This is a genomic window from Paenibacillus sp. J31R122, assembly GCF_056269185.1.
Genome location: NZ_JBWDNM010000004.1, coordinates 245,827 through 266,657 on the forward strand (window position 1 = coordinate 245,827; position 20,831 = coordinate 266,657).

A 20,831-nucleotide genomic window follows, 5' to 3' on the forward strand; every position below is an offset into this window, starting at 1 on the left:
TGAAATGATCATAGCGGACTATTCCAACCATTTATTTAATAACAAACAAAAGCTGATTAAGCTGATTGATTCCCGAAACTTACAATACAATCCAGAAAACCGCATGCTAACATCGCCATTTAGCAGTCCCGGTTATCATACGACGATCAAGCAAGCTGATTTTATTCATTCAACACGCAGTTCGCTCTCCTATGCACTCGGTTTGCTGGATACACAGGAAGATCGCTATGAACAGCGTGCTTTCGATATTATTGAGCAGGTCGTTTCACTGCAGGACACCGATCGCAGTCGAAGCACGTTCGGTATCTGGTCTTGGTTTTATGAGGAGCCGCTGGATCAAATGTCGCCTCCAGATTGGAACTGGGCTGATTTCTGCGGCAAGCTTCTCGTACTGATTATTTCAAGGCATGCCTCCAGATTGCCAGAGTCACTGCGGCAATCAGTTCAACAAGCGATCTTCAATGCATGTGATGCGATTATTATACGGAATATCGGACCGCATTACACCAATATTGCGATTATGGGTGCGTTCGTTACCCTCATCGCTGGTGAGTTATTCGAACGGCAGGATTATGCGGAATACGGATTTGAACGGCTGGAAAAGCTGCATAACTATACGCTGCCTCGTCAGGCCTTCCAAGAATATAATAGTCCAAATTACACTTACGTAGCTATTCTGGAGCTGTCTGCTCTTGTTATGGAAACGAGAAATGATCAAGCAAAGCAGCTCGGAAACGACTTGCTTCATATTGCCTGGAAAAGCGTAGCAGATCATTTCCATGCCAGTACCATGCAATGGTCAGGTCCTCATAGCCGCTGTTATCAGACTTTGCTTTCATCTCATAATAAAGCGTTCCTGCAAATGGCAACAGGAGGCAAATTAACCTTTTATGAGGAGGAAGAGCTACCTTTTAGTGAGGATTGGTATAAGTGCGGAATTGTTTGTCCAGAGCAGTATTTGGAACGTTTCCTTGACAAAAGTCAGCGTAATATTAGGGAGTGCTTTGGAATAAATGGCAGCGGCATGGAAAAGTGGGCAACTACTTTTATGACGCCAACCTATTCGCTTGGCAGCTTCAACAAAGAGATCATGTGGAACCAGACACGGACGCTGCTGGTGTATGTGGATAATGGAGGTCAGGCGACCTATTTGCATCTGCGCGCTTTGCATGATGGTTATGATTACTGTTCAGCCATTTTTCATGGTGAGCAGAGGGAGAACCATGTGCTGTTTGGTGTGAATTTTGTGGTCAATGGCGGTGATACTCACCCGAATCTGGATATGGTTGATGGAACAATCAAGGCGTCTGATTTTAGATTGCGACTGGAAATAGGCGGCTTATTGGAGCGGGTAAGCGCATCAGTGGAACAAGAGAGTGTAAGCCTTCAAATCGGAGAGACAATAGTATCGCTGTGCAATTGGTTTGCCGCGTTTGAAGATCATAGTGCTGGGGCAGCAGCTCGGGACTGGAGCTGGGAAGTGAACAAAGCTGATGGCGTGCTGGGTATCGATTTGGTCCTTCATGCGGGTGAAGAAAGAGTAATAGATTTTCAAAAGCTGAATGAGGCTGCATTTCTCTTTTCCCTTTGCATAGGGGGAGAGCTCGGGAGCTTTGCACAACAGATCGAACGCACAGAAGGGTTGGCAACAGTGAGCGGAAGCTGGAATAACGAGCAACTGACGCTTTCTTTGCCGCTGCGACCAGGCACGATGTAATCCCCTTGTATCCTTTAACCGGTCGAAATACCGTTGGATTTTTCATATTTCTTGGTATAATCTAGTAGATGAAAGCAATAAAAGTAAGGGGGAAATTTTATGAAAATCCAGTATACGTTATTTCCTGAAGGACGAACGAAAGCAATGACTTTTAGCTTTGATGATGGGCGTACTCAGGATCGTCGACTCGTAGGGAAAATGAATCAGTATGGCTTCAAGGGAACCTTTCATCTGAATTCCGGTTTCTTCGGTCGAGAAGGATATATTACAGCGGAAGAGGTACGCACGCTTTATCATGGTCATGAGGTGTCCGCGCATACGGTCGATCACCCTTTTCTAGAAATATCTCCTCCAGATCAAGTGGCGCATGAAATAATGGAAGATCGAAGGGTGCTGGAAAGCCTTGTCCTTTATCCCGTTCGAGGTATGAGCTATCCGTTTGGAACTTATAATGATAAGGTCGTATCCATGCTGCCGGTGCTTGGAATCGAATATGCAAGAACTGTGAACAGCCATGGTAAGTTCGATATGCCATCAGACCCTTTGCGTTGGAACCCAACATGCCATCATAAGCAATTAGTAGAGAAGGTCGAAGCCTTCATTTCCCATAAGGATGTAAAAAAGATGTCTTTACTCTATGTTTGGGGCCATAGCTATGAGTTTGACAACGACAATAATTGGGAGATTATCGATAGGGCAGGAGAACTCTTAAAGGAAAACGATACGATATGGCATGCAACGAACGCTGAAATTATAGCATATAGGCAAGTGTTGGAGAGGCTGAGATTCTCAGTTGACAGAAGTATAGTTCATAATCCTTCTGCGATGGACGCTTGGATAAGCGTTGAAGGGGAATCTGTTAAGATTAGTGCGGGTCAAGTGCTTCAGTTATAAAATATTGCATATAACGCCCAATTAAATTTATTTACTTAATTAGTATGCTCTAGTAATATTAGCCCAGAGGAACTCGCTTGTATTGCTAGAATTATTTATTAAAATAGCATGCTGAATAAGGGGATACATATGATGAGTGAAAACACTAAGCTATGGTATGATCGTCCATCCACATTGAGTGAATTAACTGAGCAAGAATGCTGGAATCGCGCGCTTCCGATTGGAAACGGTAGACTTGGCGCGATGGTATTTGGTGATTGGCCTATTGAAAAAATTCAAATTAATGAAGAGTCAATCTGGGCGGGTCCTCCTATCCCGGTTCATCAAGAGGGAGCAAACGAGGCGATTAACCAGGCGAGGGAACTGTTATTTGCGGGGAAGCCTGAGGAAGCCGAGCGACTTGTTCGGGAGAAAGTTCTTTCCCCACATACGGGTCCAAGAAGCTATCAGCCTTTTGGAGATATATGGATTGAACGAATGGATAATGAGCCGATAAGCGAGTATAGAAGAGAGCTGGATTTGAATTCAGCGGTGGCAACCGTGACGTACCTTCAGGGGGGCGTACGTCATTACCAAGAGGCCTTTTCAAGTACAGTCGATGAGGTGCTCGTTATTCGTTGGCATACGGAAGGTCTAGGACGAATTAATACTCGGATTAAAATGACGAGAGATGAAGATGCGTCGATATCGTTGATAGGTAACGACTCGCTTGTAATTTCAGGTCAGGCGGCTCATGGGGATACTCATCCGGGTGTCAGATTTTCTGGCGTATTAAAGGTTGTGACAGAAGGCGGTCAGATTGCCCAAGAGGGTAAAGGTCTCGTAGTACGCGATGCCAACTCTATCATTATGTATTTGGCGGTACGCACAGACTACCATTTCGCTAATCCATTGCAACCTTTACTTCAAGATCGTATTGAGCGATGCAGAGCCGATTTGGAGAAAGCGCTTAATAAATCATATGAGCAGATAAAGAGTGAGCATGTTGGTGAGCACCAGCGCCTGTTCCATCGCTCAGAGCTCCGTATAGGGCAGAGTGTGTCCTCTTTGCTGAACACTGAATCTGTTCCAACGGATCAGAGATTGGAAGCTTTTAAGCTTGGGAAGGAAGACCCGAGTTTAATTGCTTTATATTATCATTATGGCAGGTATCTGCTAATCTCTTCTAGCCGACCTGGCAATATGCCAGCCAATCTTCAAGGAATATGGAATCCGCATATGAAGGCTCCATGGGATAGCGACTATCATATCAACATTAATCTGCAAATGAATTATTGGCCTGCACAAGTAACCAATCTTGCTGAATGCCATTTGCCTTATTTTGATCTACTAGAAGGTCTGGTAGAGAACGGACAGAAGACGGCTCGTGAGGTGTATGATTGCCGCGGATTCGTGGCGCATTATACGACAGATGCTTGGTTGTTCACCGCCCCACTTGGCAATATTAATTATGGCATGTGGCCAATGGGAGCGGGATGGTGTGTCCGGGATTTCATGGAGTATTATCGTTTTAATGGAGATACTGATTTCCTAGAAGAACGAGCTTATCCGATTTTAAAAGAAGCGGCGCTCTTTTTCTTAGACTGGTTAGTTAGGCATCCCGAAACCGGGCAGTGGGTCTCTGGTCCTTCCGTTTCACCGGAAAATAATTATATTTCACCTTCAGGTACAAATGTAGGCTTGTGCATGGCGCCTGCGATGGATCAGCAAATCATCTGGGATGTGTTTTCATCTGTTGTGGAAGCGGCACAGGAGCTCGAAATTAACGACGATTTCATCGAACAAGTGAAGGATGTATTGAACGAGCTAGCGATGCCTGGAATCGGCACGGATGGCAGGCTCTTGGAATGGTGCGAACAATATGAGGAAGTGGAGCCAGGTCATCGTCATATTTCTCATTTATATGGGGTATATCCGAGCGGGCAATATACTTATGCTACTACCCCTGAGCTGATGGAAGCGGCACAAAATTCGCTAAATTACCGTTTGAGTCATGGAGGCGGTCACACCGGCTGGAGTCGTGCTTGGATTATTAATATGTGGGCTCGTTTTAAAGACGGTGAAAAGGCATATGACAATGTAGCGATGCTATTGAAGCATTCTACTCTTCCGAATCTATTCGACAGCCATCCTCCATTTCAGATCGACGGAAATTTCGGCGGGATTGCCGGTATTTCAGAAATGCTTTTACAAAGCCATACTGGTGAAATAGAACTGCTGCCAGCTCTTCCCGCGGTATGGGAAGAGGGAATGGTGAAGGGGCTAAAAGCGCGCGGAGGGTTCCAGGTTGATCTCGAATGGGAGCATGGGCGCTTGAAGCAATGCACGATTACCTCATTAAATGGAAGAAGCTGCAAAGTAACGTATAACGGACAAACGATCGTCTTTGATACGGAAGCGGGTAAGACTTATAACGTGGATTTTTCTAACTAGTTAAGAGGTATAAGTATTCACTTATTAGGTTGTTTGTTCATCTGCGAGAGACGAACGACTTCGGCGTAGAGGATGACAGAGCCAGACGTTTACATTAGTTTTTAGACTGATACAAACAGCAGATGACTTCTGATTCTAGGAGTCATCTTTTTTTAGTGGGCCACGACTACTGCCATATCTTCAAATCTGATTCTCACTTTGACTCTATCCGTGATTCTAACTGTGATTCTAACTGTGATTCTAACTGTGATTCTAACTGTGACTCTATTCGTGATTCTAACTTTGACTCTAACTTTGACTCTATCCGTGATTCTAACTGTGACTCTAACTGTGACTCTAACACTAACACTAACTCTTACTCTAACACTAACTCTAACACTAACTCTAACACTAACTCTTACTCTAACACTAGCTTTAACTTTAGCTCTACTTTATCTCTACCTCTATCTCTATCTCTATCTCTATCTCTATCTCTATCTCTATCTCTATCTCTATCTCTGTCTCTATCTCTCTTTCTGTTTCTGTTTGTATTTGTATTTGTATTTGTATTTGTATTTGTATGTCTATGTCTATGTCAGCATCTGTCCCTCTGCCCCTATGCCCAAGTTCGCTGATATCTATCTCTATGAAATACCTATTCGTCAGCCGTCTTGGAAGTGCAGTTAACTTAGTTTCACAATGTGAAACTAACGTGGGTTATCATGGAATTTGAGATGAGCTAGTTTCAGAATTTGCAATTAAATCACCAAAAAGAGGCTCGGATCAAGCAAATCGAGCGATTAATTTCAAATTCTGAATCTAAATCACAGCTTATCCTTTTGCTATCTGACATAAATGCAAATATTGAAACTAATTGGACATTGCAAATAAGGCTGAGGACATAGACGTGCTTACTTATGAACAATTCCTCAATTTTGGTCTCTCGAAGGTTATACATTCTTATTTGGAATTAGAAAGTCAAATCGATACCGAATACACTGTAGTAACGGAACCAATGTTTCTGCACCGTGCGTTGGGGCGAACGTGTTGGCAGTCAACCACAGGCTTAAATCGCATTAATATCGATGAATAGCAAATGAACGGATAGAAGCGTTATAAGTGAACACTTAAAACACTTCTAACTCGAAAGTAATATAGCTGCTGGTAGTCAAAGAATAAGGGATAGTTTCCTGTTCAATAGGGAGACATGGCCATGGATGAAAGAATAAATCTACTACTATTTTATAATACAAATATCACCATGTAACATTGTAGACAATCATACAACATTGAATTATAATGTTTGTAAGTTATGGAAATTCATTAACTTGAGCCGAGGTGAAGAAATATTGAATCGGAAACTTGAGGGGAAATCTGCACTGATAACAGGTGCTGGGCAGGGTTTAGGCGAAGCAACAGCGCTTCAATTCGGCTCAGGTTGCCGTATGGGGCCTGAAGCTGTAAATGACGGACCGATTGCGGTAGTAGCGAATAACGATCTAGTTCTGATTGATATTCCAAACAGGAGAATAGATATCGTTTAGGGTAGTATACAAAGCTGGCAAGACCTGCGCTTGAAGGTGGATCATGCTCTAGTTACTAATGGAAAGATAGACAAATTTGCAGGAGGAGTAGTGAATATAGATGAATATTTTAGTCGGTGGGATACTACAGGAAGGAAACACATTCAGTCCATTAACGAGTACAATAGAGGATTTCAGACAGAACTTTTTTATTGAAGGGGATAAACTACGGGAACCATCAACGATACATAACGAACTACTTGGATTTCAGCAAGTTATAGAAGAGCAGGGCGCGACATTGATTCCCACACTGTTTGCCAGCGCGGTTTCATCTGGCGGGATTTCCCGATCCTCCCTTGATTGGTTCAAGCAAGCTGTTATTGAATGGATAGAGCGTGCTCCTGCGATAGACGGTGTATTGTTTGCATTGCATGGGGCACAAATTGCCGAAGGATGTGAGGATCCTGAAGGAGAACTACTCGTCGCGATCCGGGAGAAAGTCGGTAAATCTATTCCTATTGTGATTACGCTTGACTCACATGCTAATGTCACTCAAAAAATGGTGGAACAGATCAACGGCCTAGTCGGATACCGCACGTTCCCACATGTAGATTTCAAAGAGACCGCTTATCGTGCAGGCCAGCTTTTGTTCTCCATTCTGAGAGGAGAAGTGAAGCCTCATGTTACGTTGAGAAAAGTGCCGATGATTTTACCAGCTGAAAACCAGCAGACCTATAGCGGTCCGATGGCTGAATTATTAGAGGAAGCTGCGGAAGGGGAACGCTTGGGTCAATCCATCGTAACTTCTTTGTTTGCTGTTCAACCGTGGCTGGATATTGCTGAGATGGGATTTTCCGTTGTTGTTGTAGGGGAAGATCAAGTGCGTAACGAACAAGAGTCATCGCGTCTAGCAAAATTAGCTTGGGAAAAAAGACGCGAGTTTGATGTCAGTCTATTTACTGTGCCCCAAGTACTTGCGATCCTCGCAGAACAGAAGCACACTGGTCCAGTCATCGTTTCCGATTCAGCAGATAGTCCGGGTGCGGGATCCCCTGGTGATAGCAACTTCGTACTTCGGGAGTTGCTGCATCATCAAGCAGAAAAACGTTGGAAGTGTCTCCTTACGATGGTCGATGCGCATGGGGTATCGGAAGCGATTGAAGCGGGAGTCGGCAGCTCTATTTCACTTACACTAGGGCATTCGATCAGCAAGGATTCGGGAACACCTTTAAAAATACAGGGGATTGTTCAACGAATTGGAGATGGGAAATTCCGCTTCGGAGAAGGCTTTCAAGCTAATTTAGTTGGTAATATGGGGCGAGCAGTTGTCGTTCAAATGGGCGGGATATCGTTGTTGCTTACCGAACGCGCGGTTTTTACTGGTGATCCCGCGATGTATCGCAGCATGGGCTTAGAGCCGACAGAAGTAGATCTGGTTCTGGTGAAATCGGCTTGCCAATTCCGTTCGTCATACGAGAAGCTGTCAGAACATATTTACATATTGGACACACCTGGTGCGAGTACTGCAAATCTTCAGAGTCTCCCTTACGTTAACATTGCACGACCTATGTACCCTTGGGATCAAGATATAGAGCTTTTCTTTTGAGGACACTCTTCAGAAGTAAAACTGATATGGAAGGAATGATCAAATATGAGATTACAAAATAAGGTTGCTCTTGTTACTGGTGGATCCCGTGGGATTGGTCGTGAAGTTTGTCTTGCTTTCGGGGGGGAAGGAGCAAAGGTAGCAGTCAACTACTATCCCGGTAACGAGGCGGAAGCAGATCAAGTAGTGGAGGATATTCGTATTAAGGGCGGTCAGGCTATGGCGGTTTGCTGTGACGTCAGCCAGGAGCAACAGGTGGAAGATATGGTGCGGAAAATCACCGAAGCTTGGGGCGGGGTTGATATTTTAGTGAACAACGCTGGAATCTATCCCCGTCAAAAGTGGTATGAAATCACGAGTGAAGACTGGGATCGTGTTATGAACGTGAATTTGAAATCATGCTTATTCACATGCAAAGCTGTATTTCCCCATATGAAGCAACAAAACTACGGTAAAATTATCAATGTATCGTCGGTTACCTTTTTGAGAGGACAAAAAGATTTCTTACATTATGTTTCTTCCAAAGGTGGGGTTATTGGTTTTACACGCGCGTTGAGTAGAGAAGTAGGTCAACATGGTATTACGGTTAATGCGATTACCCCTGGTGCTGTAATGACAGAGCAGGAATTGCTTGATTTTCCTGATCCACAAGTACAGGAGGAAACGCGTGCTTATTTCGCATCGGAGCAATCTATTCCGCGCAGAATTCTCCCAGGGGATATGGTCGGCAGCTTTGTTTTCCTTGCAACGCCGGATAGTGATTGTATTACAGGTCAGACGTTGAATGCCGATGGTGGATGGGTGATGAATTAGTTTGCATGAATAGTTTGGTAACGAAACAGCCGGACTGCAATAGTGCCGGCTGTTTTTACTCATCCTCATTCGTATATATTTTCATAAATTCCGATACTCTTGCGGGGTCATATTCATTTGTTTTTTGAAAAAACGAATGAACGACAGTGCCGAATCGTAGCCCACCTTTTCGGCAATTTCATATATTTTATAGTGGGTGTTTTTGAGCAGTTCTTTTGATTTATCTAACCGACATATATTCACATAATCGGAAATCCCAATACCGGATGCTTGCATATACATGCGCGATAGATACACAGGATTCAAATGGACGGTTTCAGCAAGACGCGTTAGCGATAAATCCTCGTCAATATGCTTCCCAATATAATCGTTCAACCATAAAATGATATTTTCTTTGCCAAGCTCTTTGGTTTCACTCTTATGCGCGAAGATTCGATTCGCTATTGCGGAAAAGTAGGTCCTTATTTCTTCCCAGGACAAATCCTCAGGATTCGCCTGCGTCAGTTTTCCCAGCTCGATCTTTGCTGTTAGGGCAGAATCTGGAGGAAGGAGACGAAAGTGGGACGAAAATACGGAAGCTAAGCTGTAATAGACCTCTAGCTTCAAAAAACCAGAGTTGGACTCGCGAGCCGTATCGCCTATAATTTCCTCGTATAGCCGGTCAAATTCCTCTTTTGTTCCATTTTCCAGATAGTGTCCGAGCAGCTCTATTTTTTTGATCACGAAGCTTTGCATTTTATGTTTAGCGGCAGCAACAGACGGATTGTTAGCGTCCGAGGCGATTCGATCCGTGAGCCGCAGCTCTCTGCCCGCGCTGGCATGGCTCAAGAATAGAGAGCGTAGATGATCAAACAATTCCGGGAGCTGGCTGAGCATAACGGGCTCCTTCCCGAGCGCAAAAGAAAACGAAAGCTTGAGCAAATCGCGGCATGCCGACTGGATGGAGGGAATGGATTCGTACACAAAGACAAAGGTTCGTTCCCATATTTCGTCAGCTTGTTCTTCCTGATGCTCGGCGATCAAGATATCCTTGGGCTGGAGAAGACAAACCACTCTTGATTCTTCAACTGTTAGCGACGCTATAACGGCCGATACGTTGAGCAGCTCTTCTGTAACATTGCGCGCGGCATACAGCAGCAGTTTTCGATCTGTTGTCCCAGTAATCGAAGTCCAGTCGTCTACTCTACCTACAAGTACATACACAGGCATGTCGCAATTCAGCTGGATTCCTATTTCACTGAATTGTTCTTTGCTGCGTCGAAAATCTCCTTTTCCATACAGCAAATTGTACAAAATCTGCTCTTGCAGAAACGGGGTCACCTGTCTTTTCTGAATTTGTGCCTCATGAAGCTGCTTTATTGTTGCATACTCGTCGTGAAGCGCCGAAACTGCTTTTAATATGGCTTTGATAATGACCTCGTCGTTTTCGAACTTAAGGATGAAATCAAATCCTCCGCCAGAGATAGCAGCTTTTGCATAATGAAATTCACCGTAGCTTGTCAGGAAAATGACTTTGCATTTCGGCCAATATTTGTGGATCTCATAAAGCAGCTCGATTCCTTCCATGCCAGGCATCTTAATATCAGTCAGCACAATGTCGATTTTGGTTTTTTTGAGAATTTCGATGGCTTCAAATGCTGAATAGGCTTTATACATGTCGAGTTCTAATTGTTCGTGCTCTCCAATTAACCCTACAAGGCGATCAACAATAATAGGGAGATCATCAACAACCATCATTCGGTACATGCCGTTTCCTCCAAATCGTTTTGCTGTTTGATCCTGATTATAACGCATAAACCACCCAACTGAGATCTGCTGAAGGCTAAGCCGCAGTTCTGACCAAACATTAGCTGTAAACGGCGATGCACATTAATTAATCCGGTAGGTTCTTCCCGCGGTATTACTGTTGATGCAAGCTGGGCAGATAAGGCAGCAATTTGAACATCCTCGATGTTCGTTCCGTTATCCTCTACCATGATGCTCATGATTTCCTTTTCCTTTTCGTAGTGAATCCATAATTGGCCCTGCGAAGCATGGCAGGTCAGCGCATATTTATAGGCGTTTTCAATAATCGGTTGGATAATCAGGCGAGGCACAAGCACGCAGCCCGAAAGCTCGGGTAGCGACTCTATTTCGACGTCGATGCGATCTCCGTAACAGATCGTTTGAATATCCACATATGTCTTCGTATGCTTCATTTCTTCTTCCATCGGAATTAGATCTTCTGCATCCTTCGTGATGAACCGATAGTAATCGCGCAAGTAAAAGTTGAATCCAGACGCTTTGTCATATTCCTTATCGGTGATCAAGCCGCCCATTATAAAAAAGCAATTATACAGAAAGTGCGGGTTAATTTGCGCCTGAAGTCGCTTTAATTCCGATCTTTGCGAGTTAATTTCCTTCTCATACACTTCATGAATTAAGATGTTAAGTTGGGCGACCATACGGTTAAAGCCCGCAAACAAATAGCTGAACTCGTCCTTTGTCGCTTTCACCGTAACCGGCGTAAAAAGACCTTGTTCTACCTTGCGAAAAGCGGAAACAAGCTTTCTGAGCGGGTTATGAATGATTCTGTACAATGTTAAAGCGAGTAGAATAATAGCGACAATCGATATGGTTAGAATAACCCATACCCATTTTTCATAGCTTCTCAATTCACCCAATACGTTCTCTTCCGGAATATAGACAAACAGAGATAGATTGAGTGAGTCGGATGTAATAAAGGATTCCCAATACGTTGTATTCATCAACTTTACAGAGCCGGCGCCGGAAAGGGCATCCCCTGTTCTATTATCCTCGGATAGCGCTTTCATATTTTGCAGCATGTTGTCATCCTGAGTGCTGGAAAGCATCCAGTTTTCTGACCTATGGACGAGCAGGGAATTCCCTTGTTGTGGACTGACGATATTTCGCAAGCTATCCATTAATTGGTCGGAAGAGAGCTCCAGCATAACTACAAACAAGGGCGGGCGTTCAAAATCGGTGGTCATTGGATAACGCAAGCTCAAAAAAAAGCGGCCGTCTTTCAATTGGACGATGCGGCTGGGGTCTACGTTTCTGGACAGTCTATCTACCTCTTCAAGATTTTCAAGCTTATTATAGTCGGATACTTCGTTCGGAGTAATCATCCTATTCATGAGAGGGAAGTAAATCATCGGCTTCTTTACAAAAGTGCTGGATGACCTAACCATTTGCAATCGTTTTTGCAAAACCTTCACCTTATCCTGAAGATCTGTAGCATGCAGATTTTCCGATATACCGATGAGCATGGGGTCCTTGTCCACCATAAATTCATAAAAAGTTTGGGATAGACGTTTGATTTCCTGCTCGAGATTTTGCATATAAAATGAGTTCCGGCTGTTTACGGAATGGCTAATCTCATTATGAATGCTTTGCGAGCCTTTCACGTTCAAGAGCAGCGTCATCGCGTAGAACGGCAGCAAAACACCTAAAAAGATGATTGTCAACTTGATGAATATCGACATTCTCATGAAACGGCCTCCCTACCGCACTGTTAGTAGAACCTATCATAAATACTTTCCAATAGCTCGTCAAGCTACAAACACTTTGACCTTCGAAGCATTTCGAAGAAGTATACAAATGCATATAGAAGTTTAGGAATGCCTATAGTTGTACAAAGATTCCAATAGTATAGTAAAGACCAGGCAAGCGAATGAACAACCATTAAGAGGGGGAAATAAGATGAGTCTCAGTAAGACAAAAAGGTTTGCACTTTCTTGTGTACTCGCCTTGCTGCCGGTATTGGCAGCGTGCAGCGGCACGAATGGGGGCAACCAAGAACAAAACACTGGAACATCGAAACCGGTAGAGTCGGCTCCAGCTGTTGAAGAAAAAATCGATATGAATAGTAAATATGATCCTCCGATTACATTAACGACGGTTAGAGCTATGGATTTTGATTCGATGCTTTATGAGGGCGAGACGATGGATAAGAATGCGATTTATGATGCCTATGAAAGGGACTTCGGAATTAAACTCAAAAATAACTGGGTGGTGGACAGCAAGGAATATAACTCCAAGCTTAAAATTACCATTGCATCCAACGACCTACCGGATTTCTTCAGAGTGCCGGCTGAGGATTTGCCACAGTTGGTGGAATCTGACATGGTGATGGATTTGACAGAGGCATATGAGAAGTATGCCAGCGAGAATGTGAAACAAAGGTTGACAGCCGATGGAGGCAAGCAACTGCAGTCTGCTATGGTTGATGGGAAGCTGATGGCCATTCCACGGACGAACAGTCCATTCAACAGCGCGGGATTCGTCTGGGTGCGCAAAGATTGGTTGACGGAAATGAACTTGCCGGAACCGAATACGATGCAGGATTTGCTGGAAATCTCTGCAGCATTCGCTACGAGAGATTCGGGCGGTAAAGGGAAAGTGTTCGGCTTGGGAATGGATAAGGACAGTATAGGCTCGCCTATTAATTTTCTTAACGGTTACCATGCCTACCCTTTGCAATGGATAAAGGACAGCTCGGGGAAATTGGTGTATGGAAGCATACAGCCTGAGGTGAAAACGGCCTTGAAGCAGTTGCAGGATCTGTATAAGGCAGGACAGATTGACCCTGAAGCGGCTGTCAACGACAGTTCGAAAATAGTGGAGTATGTGGCGAATGATCGCTTAGGCCTGTTTTTCAATCAGTTCTGGTATAGCGCTGCCATGCAAGAGGCTGTCGTAAAGGATAATAAAGTAACGCAGGATTGGGCCGTATATACGATTCCTTCCATTGACAGTACGCCTGCGATGACACAAGTGTCGGCAGGTGTTGGCGAATATTACGTCATCAACAAAAATGCGAAAAACCCGGAAGCTGTTTTCAAATTGCTGAATCATTGGATCGAGGAAGTAACAAAAGGGAAGCCTGTGGACGGATCGCCGGAAGCCGTCTACAGTTTCGGAAAAGCTTTGAAAGATGTAGGAAAGGTCTCCTCCTGGGATGTGAATCCGATTAGTGTATTCCTGCAGGATCTTTATCTTCAGGGTGGAGAGCAGATCGCAAAGGCTTTAAAAACGAATGATCCTTCGGCATTTGAATGGAGTGGAGACCTCAAAAACCGTTATGACCAGATCAAGCAGTTCGAAGCAGGTGACACTAGCGTCTGGTTTCAAGTCAAAATTGCAGGCGAAGGCGGGGCTTTTGCCAGAATGTACGAGTACAGTCAGCAGGATCGATATCATTTCGACGAGTTTTATGGCGCTGCTACTCCGACGATGATCGAGCGGGGCGATTTGTTAAAGACGAAAGAGAAAGAAATATTCACGAAAATCATTATAGGCAGCACATCGATAGATGAGTTCGACAAATTTGCTGAGGAATGGAAAAAATTAGGTGGAGAAAAAATCACCCAAGAAGTAAATGAATGGTATGAAAAAATGAATTAACTCTAAAGAGGTAACACCAATAAAGTGACAGTTGGGAGGAGGAGAAGATGCAGAAATGGACAATCTTCTCCTAACCCCGATTCAGAAAACGCAAAGGAAGAAGGTGGAGCGATGATCTCCACAATACGGAAACATTGGCCGCTGCATCTGATGATTTTGCCAGGTTTTCTACTTGTGCTCGTGTACAGCTACGGCCCAATGGCGGGACTTATTATTGCCTTCAAAAAGTTTTTGCCCTCCAAAGGGATTTGGGGGTCGCCTTGGATCGGATGGGATAACTTTAATTTCGTAATGGCCCTCCCGGATACTTCACAGATTATTCGCAATACGATTATTATTGCCTTGATGAAGATGATAGCCGGATTAATCGTACCCATTGTCATAGCCCTCATGCTTAATGAGGTTCGGAAAGCAGCTTTCAAGCGAACTGTTCAGACATTAATTTATTTACCGCATTTTTTGTCGTGGATTATATTGGGTGGTATTCTCATCGATATTTTGTCCCCTTCTCAGGGGATTGTGAATAAATTACTCGGATTATTTGGTTTCAATCCGATTTTCTTTCTCGGCGATAACCGCTGGTTTCGTATGACTTTGGTGTTTTCCGATGTTTGGAAGGAATTTGGCTTCAGTACAATCGTTTATTTGGCTGCTCTAACGAGCATCAATCCCGTGCTATACGAGGCTGCAGAAATAGATGGGGCAAACCGTTGGCGACAAACTTGGCATATCACATTGCCCGGCATGCTGCCGATTATCGTACTGCTTAGTACGCTTAGTCTTGGCAGTGTGCTCAATGCGGGCTTCGATCAGGTGTTCAATCTATACAGCATTCCTGTATACGAGACTGGTGATATTATCGATACTTACGTATACCGGATTGGAATCCAGAAAGCGCAGTATGGAATTGCGACAGCGATCGGTCTATTTAAGTCCGTCGTTTCCTTGTTTTTAATATCATTGTCTTATTTCTTAGCCTACCGTTTTGCAAATTATCGAATCTTCTAGAAATGCGTAATTAGGGGGGAATACAGTGGCTGTTAAAATGACAAGCGGTTATCGCCTGTTTACCATTATTAATGGTTGCTTTTTGTTACTCGTTGCTATTGCATGCGTTCTTCCCATGGTCCATATTCTTGCACTGTCATTCAGCTCTGCCACTGCCGTAACTGCCGGTAAAGTGACATTTTGGCCTGTTGATTGGACGACTGCCGCTTATCAGAATGTATTTGGCAAAAAAGAATATTTGGTCGCCTTCGGCGTTTCTATCAAACGAGTTGTGATTGGTGTATCTATCAACATGCTGCTGACGATTCTGATCGCATACCCGCTATCAAAGGAAAATAGCCAATTTCCAGGAAGAACAATTTACGCATGGTATTTTGTTTTTACGATGCTTTTCAGTGGCGGATTGATTCCGTGGTATATGACAATTAGGGATACTGGGATATTGGATACGATTTGGGCGCTTGTTATCCCTTCCGCCGTTCCTATCTTTAATGTCATCGTGCTGCTCAACTTTTTCCGTGGCTTACCCAAAGAGCTTGAGGAATCTGCGAAGCTGGATGGCGCCGGATATTTCACTGTGCTATGGCGGATTTTCGTGCCACTGTCAATGCCTGCGCTTGCTACCTTACTGCTGTTTGCCGTGGTTGGTCATTGGAACAGCTGGTTCGACGGTCTCATTCTCTCGAATCACACGGAGAATTATCCGCTGCAAAGCTTTCTGCAGACCATAATTATTAAGCTGGACCCGGCCTATCTAACAGCAAGAGAAGCGGAATTGAATGCGCTCATGAACAACCGGACGAGCCGGGCGGCGCAAATTTTTATAGCGGCCCTTCCGATTTTACTCATTTATCCGTTCCTACAACGATTCTTTATCAAGGGAATCGTGTTGGGCAGTGTAAAGGAATGATCGCAAATGACGGAGGAGCTAGTGCAAATTAAAAGTCTTAATGAGTGTACCCTTGATGAAATTAATGAGCTGTGGAACGTCGGATTTCAGCAGTATTTTAGCGATATGACGCGGTTAGTTGATCAGACATTGAACCATCTGGGAGCAGGTAGCATCCAACCTCATCTATCCGTTGCAGCGTATATGGACGGGATACCTGCAGGCTTTGTTTTTATCGGCGTTAAGCATATCCATGGAGTGAAGACTGCGTGGAATGGTGGTACGGGTGTTAATCCTCTCTTTCGCGGCAGAGGCATCGCCAAAATCCTGTTACAGGAGGCTATCAGGCGAATGAGAGAAGCGGATGTGGATATCGTTACCCTGGAGGTAAGGATTGATAATACGAATGCGATTGCCGCTTATAATAAAGCGGGATTTCAAAGCATCAACGGTTTGCCTGTCCTCATTCGCAACGGAGCATTTGAACGCGTACCTTTTCAACGTTCGAAGTCTGATCATTATTTGGATGTGTATGGGGTGCCGGAGGCTGTAAGCCGATTGCCCTTTTATTTGGAAAAGACAGCTTGGATGACACAATGGTTTAATATGTCGGCTGGTTGCCAGTCTTTGATTGTCTATGTCTGTGATGGCGAGGCTGCTGGCTATGCTTTGTTCTCCAGAAGTATTTCCAAGTCAGGTGAATTATCAGGCATAACTCTGTATCATTGTGAAGCGAATCCTAAGTGTGAGGATTGTAGTAATGTTGTTCGCTATATGCTGGATAAGGTTTATGGACCTTTGGACGCTGCGGTACCCCGCTCAGCTCACTATCTGCGTGCTACAAATCATGCTGCGATAAATGCCTTAACGGAAGCCGGTTTTACGGTGGATTACGAGGAACAACTGATGATGCTTCATTTAAAATAAGTAACGGCGCGGAAGTGGGTCGACTTCTATGGCATTTAAGTGATGAATGACTAGGAGCATATATTGAAAGTGAGGCTATATATCGATGGCCACTATAAATATCGGATGGAGCACCAAAAGCATCACACCACAAAGGCCAGTATCATTGGCAGGCCAGTTCCATGAAAGGATTACCGATCATGTACGGGATCCATTGTTTGCTACTGCAATGGCTTTGGAGGGTAATGGATCTCAGGCACAGGGAACTGTTCTAGTAGGCTGTGATCTAGTTGCTATCGATAATCATATTAGAGATGGTGTCCGGGATAAAGTCAAACAAAGTGTGCCCGATCTTGATCCGGGTCATGTCATCCTGAATGCGTCTCACACACATACGGGACCTCTTCTTGCTCATGAGACAACTCGATTTCCAAATCTCGGTTATCGCACAACACATGCTGATATTATGACACCTGAGCAGTATTCGGAGTTTGCCATTGAGAGAATTGCCGAGGCTGTAAAGGAAGCATGGGAAGGGCGAGCGCCTGGAGGCATTAGCACAGCTGAAGGCTATGCAGCACTAGGATTTAATCGCAGAGCGATTTATGACGATGGAACTGGTGTCATGTACGGTCAGGTTAATTCCGTGCATTTCCGTGGACTGGGAGGACCGGAGGATCCTCGTGTGGCAATGCTATTTACTTGGGATGCCAAGCATGAGTTAACGGGCATTTTATTTAGTGCTGCTTGTACCGCACAAGTGGTGGAGGGCATCTCCAGTATTTCGGCTGATTATTTCGGAGAATTAAGAAACCTGATTACAGAGCGGTGGGATTCAAGTGTACCTGTTCTTGGAATGATTGGTGCAGCTGGAGATCTTGCGCCGCTTGATTCCATAAACAGGCATCACAGCAATTACGAGCTTGATGATCAGCTTCGTCAATTAGCATCAAGGCTGCTAAGAGCCTTGGAAGATGGACTGGAAATGGCCAAGGGGAATATTCAAACCATGCCGATATTCAAGCATACGGTGAGACAAATCGATTTGCCGCTTAGGAAAGTGGTTAAATCTGAAGCTGATTTGGCCAAACAGGAGTTAAGCCGCTTCAAAGAGCAAATCGATAAGGAGACAGATGCAGTTGCCTATTTCACATCGCTTGGTTTCAAGGAACAAAGTGAAATATTTAATTACTATGCGATCGTAGATCGTTTTGAACATCTTCAAGTGACTTCGTCCTATCCGATAGAATTACATGTACTGCGTCTTGGTGATGCTGCGTTTGCAACAAATCCATTTGAATTGTTTACAGAGTATGGTTTGCAAATTAAAGCGAGAAGCGCAGCCAAATTGACCTTTATTGCTCAGTTGGCATGTGGCAACAGTGGATACTTGCCGACTGCTGCTGCGATTGCAACCGGAGGCTATAGCACACAGTTATTTAGCGGTTATGTAGGTGTAGAAGGCGGTGAAGCGCTGGTGGACTATACGGTAGAAACCATTCAGTCGCTTTGGGAAGAGGAAGCTTAGGAAATAAAAATTGTAAGAGCGATTGTAAAAAATGCTTGTGAAGGATGGCGACAATGAACAATTCGAACATTAAATCGGAGAAGGTGCAATATATTTTGCGCCCTCTATTTACCATTCTACAGGATGATGCGCTGTGGAAGTCGTTTATGACGTATGCCAAAAACATTCGCGCCGATGCGGTCATGGCGTTCAGCACGCATTTGGAGGCGAATCATCCGAGTCTTGAGAGTCTGCGTGAGCGTCTGCCCTTGTTCGCCGAACGGTTCGCCGAAGTTCGCGCTGCGGGGATGAGCCCGATGATTAACTATTATGTAACCCTCGGTCATAGCAATATGTTGCCCGAAAAGCATGCTGAGACATTTACGGATATGGTCGACGGGCAAGGGAGAGTGGAATACGGCTGTCCATGTCCGCTATGTCCGGAATTTCGCCAATATATCTATGTAGCATATAAGCTGTTTGCTTCACTAGATGTTGATGCGGTTTGGATCGATGACGATTTTCGATTGTTTGGTCGCGCTCAAACGAATTCATTTCTGTGCTTCTGCGATCGGCATATGGAGGCGTTTTCCAATAAAATGGGAGTTGCATATGGCCGAGACGAAATTAATGGAGTGTTGCTGAAAGATCCGTTAGTTTGTACAGAAGCTGAGCTGCAGTTGCGTCGCGACTGGCGCTCTTTCCAGGAGGATATTCTGGTCGAGCTTGGCGTTCTGCTCCGCGAGGCATGCGAATCCGCCAATCCGAACATCCAAATGGGACTGATGACCAATACGGTTGAAATGATGTTGCGTCACGGCCGTCATTTAGATGCCGAGATCAAAGCGTTCAGGACGAACAATAGGCCGGAGCCGCATGTTAGGCTCGGCGGTGCCAGCTATACCGACGAGGATTTGCCGGGCATTCTCGATCGTTGCGCTACGTTTGATGCGATGGCTGCCATGATCACGGAGCCTAGCCAAATTAGCTCCGAAATCGAGCAATTCCCTTGGACCATCGGAGGGAAGTCCGCGCGCGGGCTTGCTTTGGAGCTGTATTTATTGACTGTAAGCTTCAGTCCGCTGCTGACTTTAAGCATTAATGACGGTTTTTTAGGTTTTTATGACCATTCGGGTAATTATCAAAAAACGCTAGGTCCTCTGAAAGATTATTTGCAGGCTGTTACCGATGCTTTGTCCGGGAAAGTGCGAAGAGGGACGTCGTTGCCATTCCCTAGCGAGCCTGATGTGACAGCCGGTATGAATTTAAGCGATGGCCCGTCCATGCGGATGAATCACTCGCTTACCCGAATCGGTATTCCTGTTGCGCCAGGCAGCCATACACCGACATTGATCACAATGAAAGAGGCAATTGCTTATCCAGCAGAGACAATAACGTCCTGGCTAGAAAAAGGGACAGTGATCACTTCCGAAGCCTACTATCATCTGTGCGAGCGTGGTCTCTTGACGAATAGTCCGATTCGAGTAGAGAAAGGAGACATGTCGCATCGAACTGCCTTTGAACGTATTACGGCTCCTCAAGCACCAGATTGGTTGCGAAATAAGGATGTGATCTCTTGGGTATATATGTCGTTGCACACGGATTATATCCTATCAGCAGAGGAAGGCGCAGAGGTATGGTCAGAGATTTACGATAACCTTGGCAATCGACAATCTTCAGGAGTCGTAGTTACGAGAGAGCCGTATCCGATGGTGGTTGTACCACATACAGGAGGCTTGTTGAAAGAGACAGGTCGACAATGGCTGTATCAACAAATCATGTCCTATCTAACAGAAGGCGAATTTCCAGCTATGGTGGAGTTCGGAGTCAATATTTATCCAGTATGGTGGGAGGACGATAAGGAAGCGCTGCTTGGATTAACCAACTTCAGCATGGAGTCGTATCCTTCACTTGCACTGTGGATTCCGACAAAACGGAAGCTGTCCAAAGTTGAGCAGCTGTCTCGCGAAGGTTTGTGGACGGAAGTCGATGCAAGCGCTTCCGATCATCCAGATGGAGGCATTCGTCTTACCTTGCAAGGAGAAAGCGTACCGGATCACGCATCTTTCGAAACATTTCGCTTAACTTTTTTACATTAACATCATGGACAGATACATATCGCTTGTTACTAAGAGAACAGGAGTGATAAA

At 44.7% G+C, this 20,831-nt stretch carries 14 protein-coding genes; 12 read left to right on the top strand and 2 right to left on the bottom strand.

Features of this window, described 5'->3' with window-relative positions:
- Window positions 1-4: 4 nt before the first annotated feature.
- The 6 genes from AC0YN7_RS09035 to AC0YN7_RS09060 all read left to right on the top strand — a co-directional run bounded on the left by AC0YN7_RS09035 (window position 5) and on the right by AC0YN7_RS09060 (window position 8,965).
- Entirely contained in the window at window positions 5-1,717 is a 1,713-nt protein-coding gene (locus tag AC0YN7_RS09035; protein WP_475809646.1) for a hypothetical protein, read from the top strand.
- A 99-nt stretch (window positions 1,718-1,816) separates the two neighbouring features.
- Complete coding sequence (locus AC0YN7_RS09040) at window positions 1,817-2,611, top strand: polysaccharide deacetylase family protein (RefSeq protein WP_475809647.1); 795 nt, start codon at window positions 1,817-1,819, stop codon at window positions 2,609-2,611.
- A 129-nt stretch (window positions 2,612-2,740) separates the two neighbouring features.
- Window positions 2,741-5,044, top strand: a complete 2,304-nt coding sequence (locus AC0YN7_RS09045; protein ID WP_475809648.1) for a glycoside hydrolase family 95 protein — start codon at window positions 2,741-2,743, stop codon at window positions 5,042-5,044.
- A 1,328-nt stretch (window positions 5,045-6,372) separates the two neighbouring features.
- Window positions 6,373-6,567 carry a hypothetical protein gene (locus AC0YN7_RS09050; protein WP_475809649.1) on the top strand — a complete coding sequence of 65 codons (195 nt, stop codon included), beginning with the start codon at window positions 6,373-6,375 and terminating at the stop codon, window positions 6,565-6,567.
- A gap of 100 nt (window positions 6,568-6,667) precedes the next feature.
- The gene (locus tag AC0YN7_RS09055; RefSeq protein WP_475809650.1) at window positions 6,668-8,152 is read left to right on the top strand and encodes a M81 family metallopeptidase; all 1,485 of its coding nucleotides are present in this window, start codon (window positions 6,668-6,670) and stop codon (window positions 8,150-8,152) included.
- A 45-nt stretch (window positions 8,153-8,197) separates the two neighbouring features.
- Window positions 8,198-8,965 carry an SDR family NAD(P)-dependent oxidoreductase gene (locus tag AC0YN7_RS09060; RefSeq protein ID WP_475809651.1) on the top strand — a complete coding sequence of 256 codons (768 nt, stop codon included), beginning with the start codon at window positions 8,198-8,200 and terminating at the stop codon, window positions 8,963-8,965.
- Between the two features lie 81 nt (window positions 8,966-9,046).
- On the opposite strand, the gene AC0YN7_RS09065 is transcribed toward AC0YN7_RS09060, so the two are convergent.
- Both AC0YN7_RS09065 and AC0YN7_RS09070 read right to left on the bottom strand, forming a co-directional pair.
- On the bottom strand, window positions 9,047-10,711 hold the full coding sequence (locus AC0YN7_RS09065) for a response regulator transcription factor (protein ID WP_475809652.1): 1,665 nt from the start codon (window positions 10,709-10,711) through the stop codon (window positions 9,047-9,049).
- Window positions 10,699-12,456: a sensor histidine kinase gene (locus tag AC0YN7_RS09070; protein ID WP_475809653.1), complete on the bottom strand. Its 1,758-nt coding sequence runs from the start codon at window positions 12,454-12,456 to the stop codon at window positions 10,699-10,701. Before AC0YN7_RS09070 ends, AC0YN7_RS09065 begins: the two co-directional genes overlap by 13 nt.
- Window positions 12,457-12,667: 211 nt before the next feature.
- On the opposite strand from AC0YN7_RS09070, the gene AC0YN7_RS09075 reads away from it, so the two are divergent.
- The 6 genes from AC0YN7_RS09075 (at window position 12,668) to AC0YN7_RS09100 (ending at window position 20,780) form a co-directional block, all read left to right on the top strand.
- A complete protein-coding gene (locus AC0YN7_RS09075) occupies window positions 12,668-14,371 on the top strand; it encodes an extracellular solute-binding protein (RefSeq protein ID WP_475809654.1) in 1,704 nt (567 codons plus the stop codon).
- A gap of 111 nt (window positions 14,372-14,482) precedes the next feature.
- Window positions 14,483-15,379 (top strand): ABC transporter permease, encoded by an 897-nt coding sequence (locus AC0YN7_RS09080; protein ID WP_475809655.1) that lies wholly within the window; start codon window positions 14,483-14,485, stop codon window positions 15,377-15,379.
- Between the two features lie 25 nt (window positions 15,380-15,404).
- Window positions 15,405-16,289, top strand: coding sequence for a carbohydrate ABC transporter permease (locus tag AC0YN7_RS09085; protein ID WP_475809656.1), 885 nt, complete (start codon window positions 15,405-15,407; stop codon window positions 16,287-16,289).
- A 21-nt stretch (window positions 16,290-16,310) separates the two neighbouring features.
- The gene (locus AC0YN7_RS09090) at window positions 16,311-17,195 is read left to right on the top strand and encodes a GNAT family N-acetyltransferase (RefSeq protein ID WP_475809657.1); all 885 of its coding nucleotides are present in this window, start codon (window positions 16,311-16,313) and stop codon (window positions 17,193-17,195) included.
- A gap of 85 nt (window positions 17,196-17,280) precedes the next feature.
- Window positions 17,281-18,702 (top strand): hypothetical protein, encoded by a 1,422-nt coding sequence (locus AC0YN7_RS09095; RefSeq protein WP_475809658.1) that lies wholly within the window; start codon window positions 17,281-17,283, stop codon window positions 18,700-18,702.
- Between the two features lie 53 nt (window positions 18,703-18,755).
- Window positions 18,756-20,780 carry a hypothetical protein gene (locus AC0YN7_RS09100; RefSeq protein ID WP_475809659.1) on the top strand — a complete coding sequence of 675 codons (2,025 nt, stop codon included), beginning with the start codon at window positions 18,756-18,758 and terminating at the stop codon, window positions 20,778-20,780.
- The last annotated feature ends 51 nt before the right edge of the window (window positions 20,781-20,831 follow it).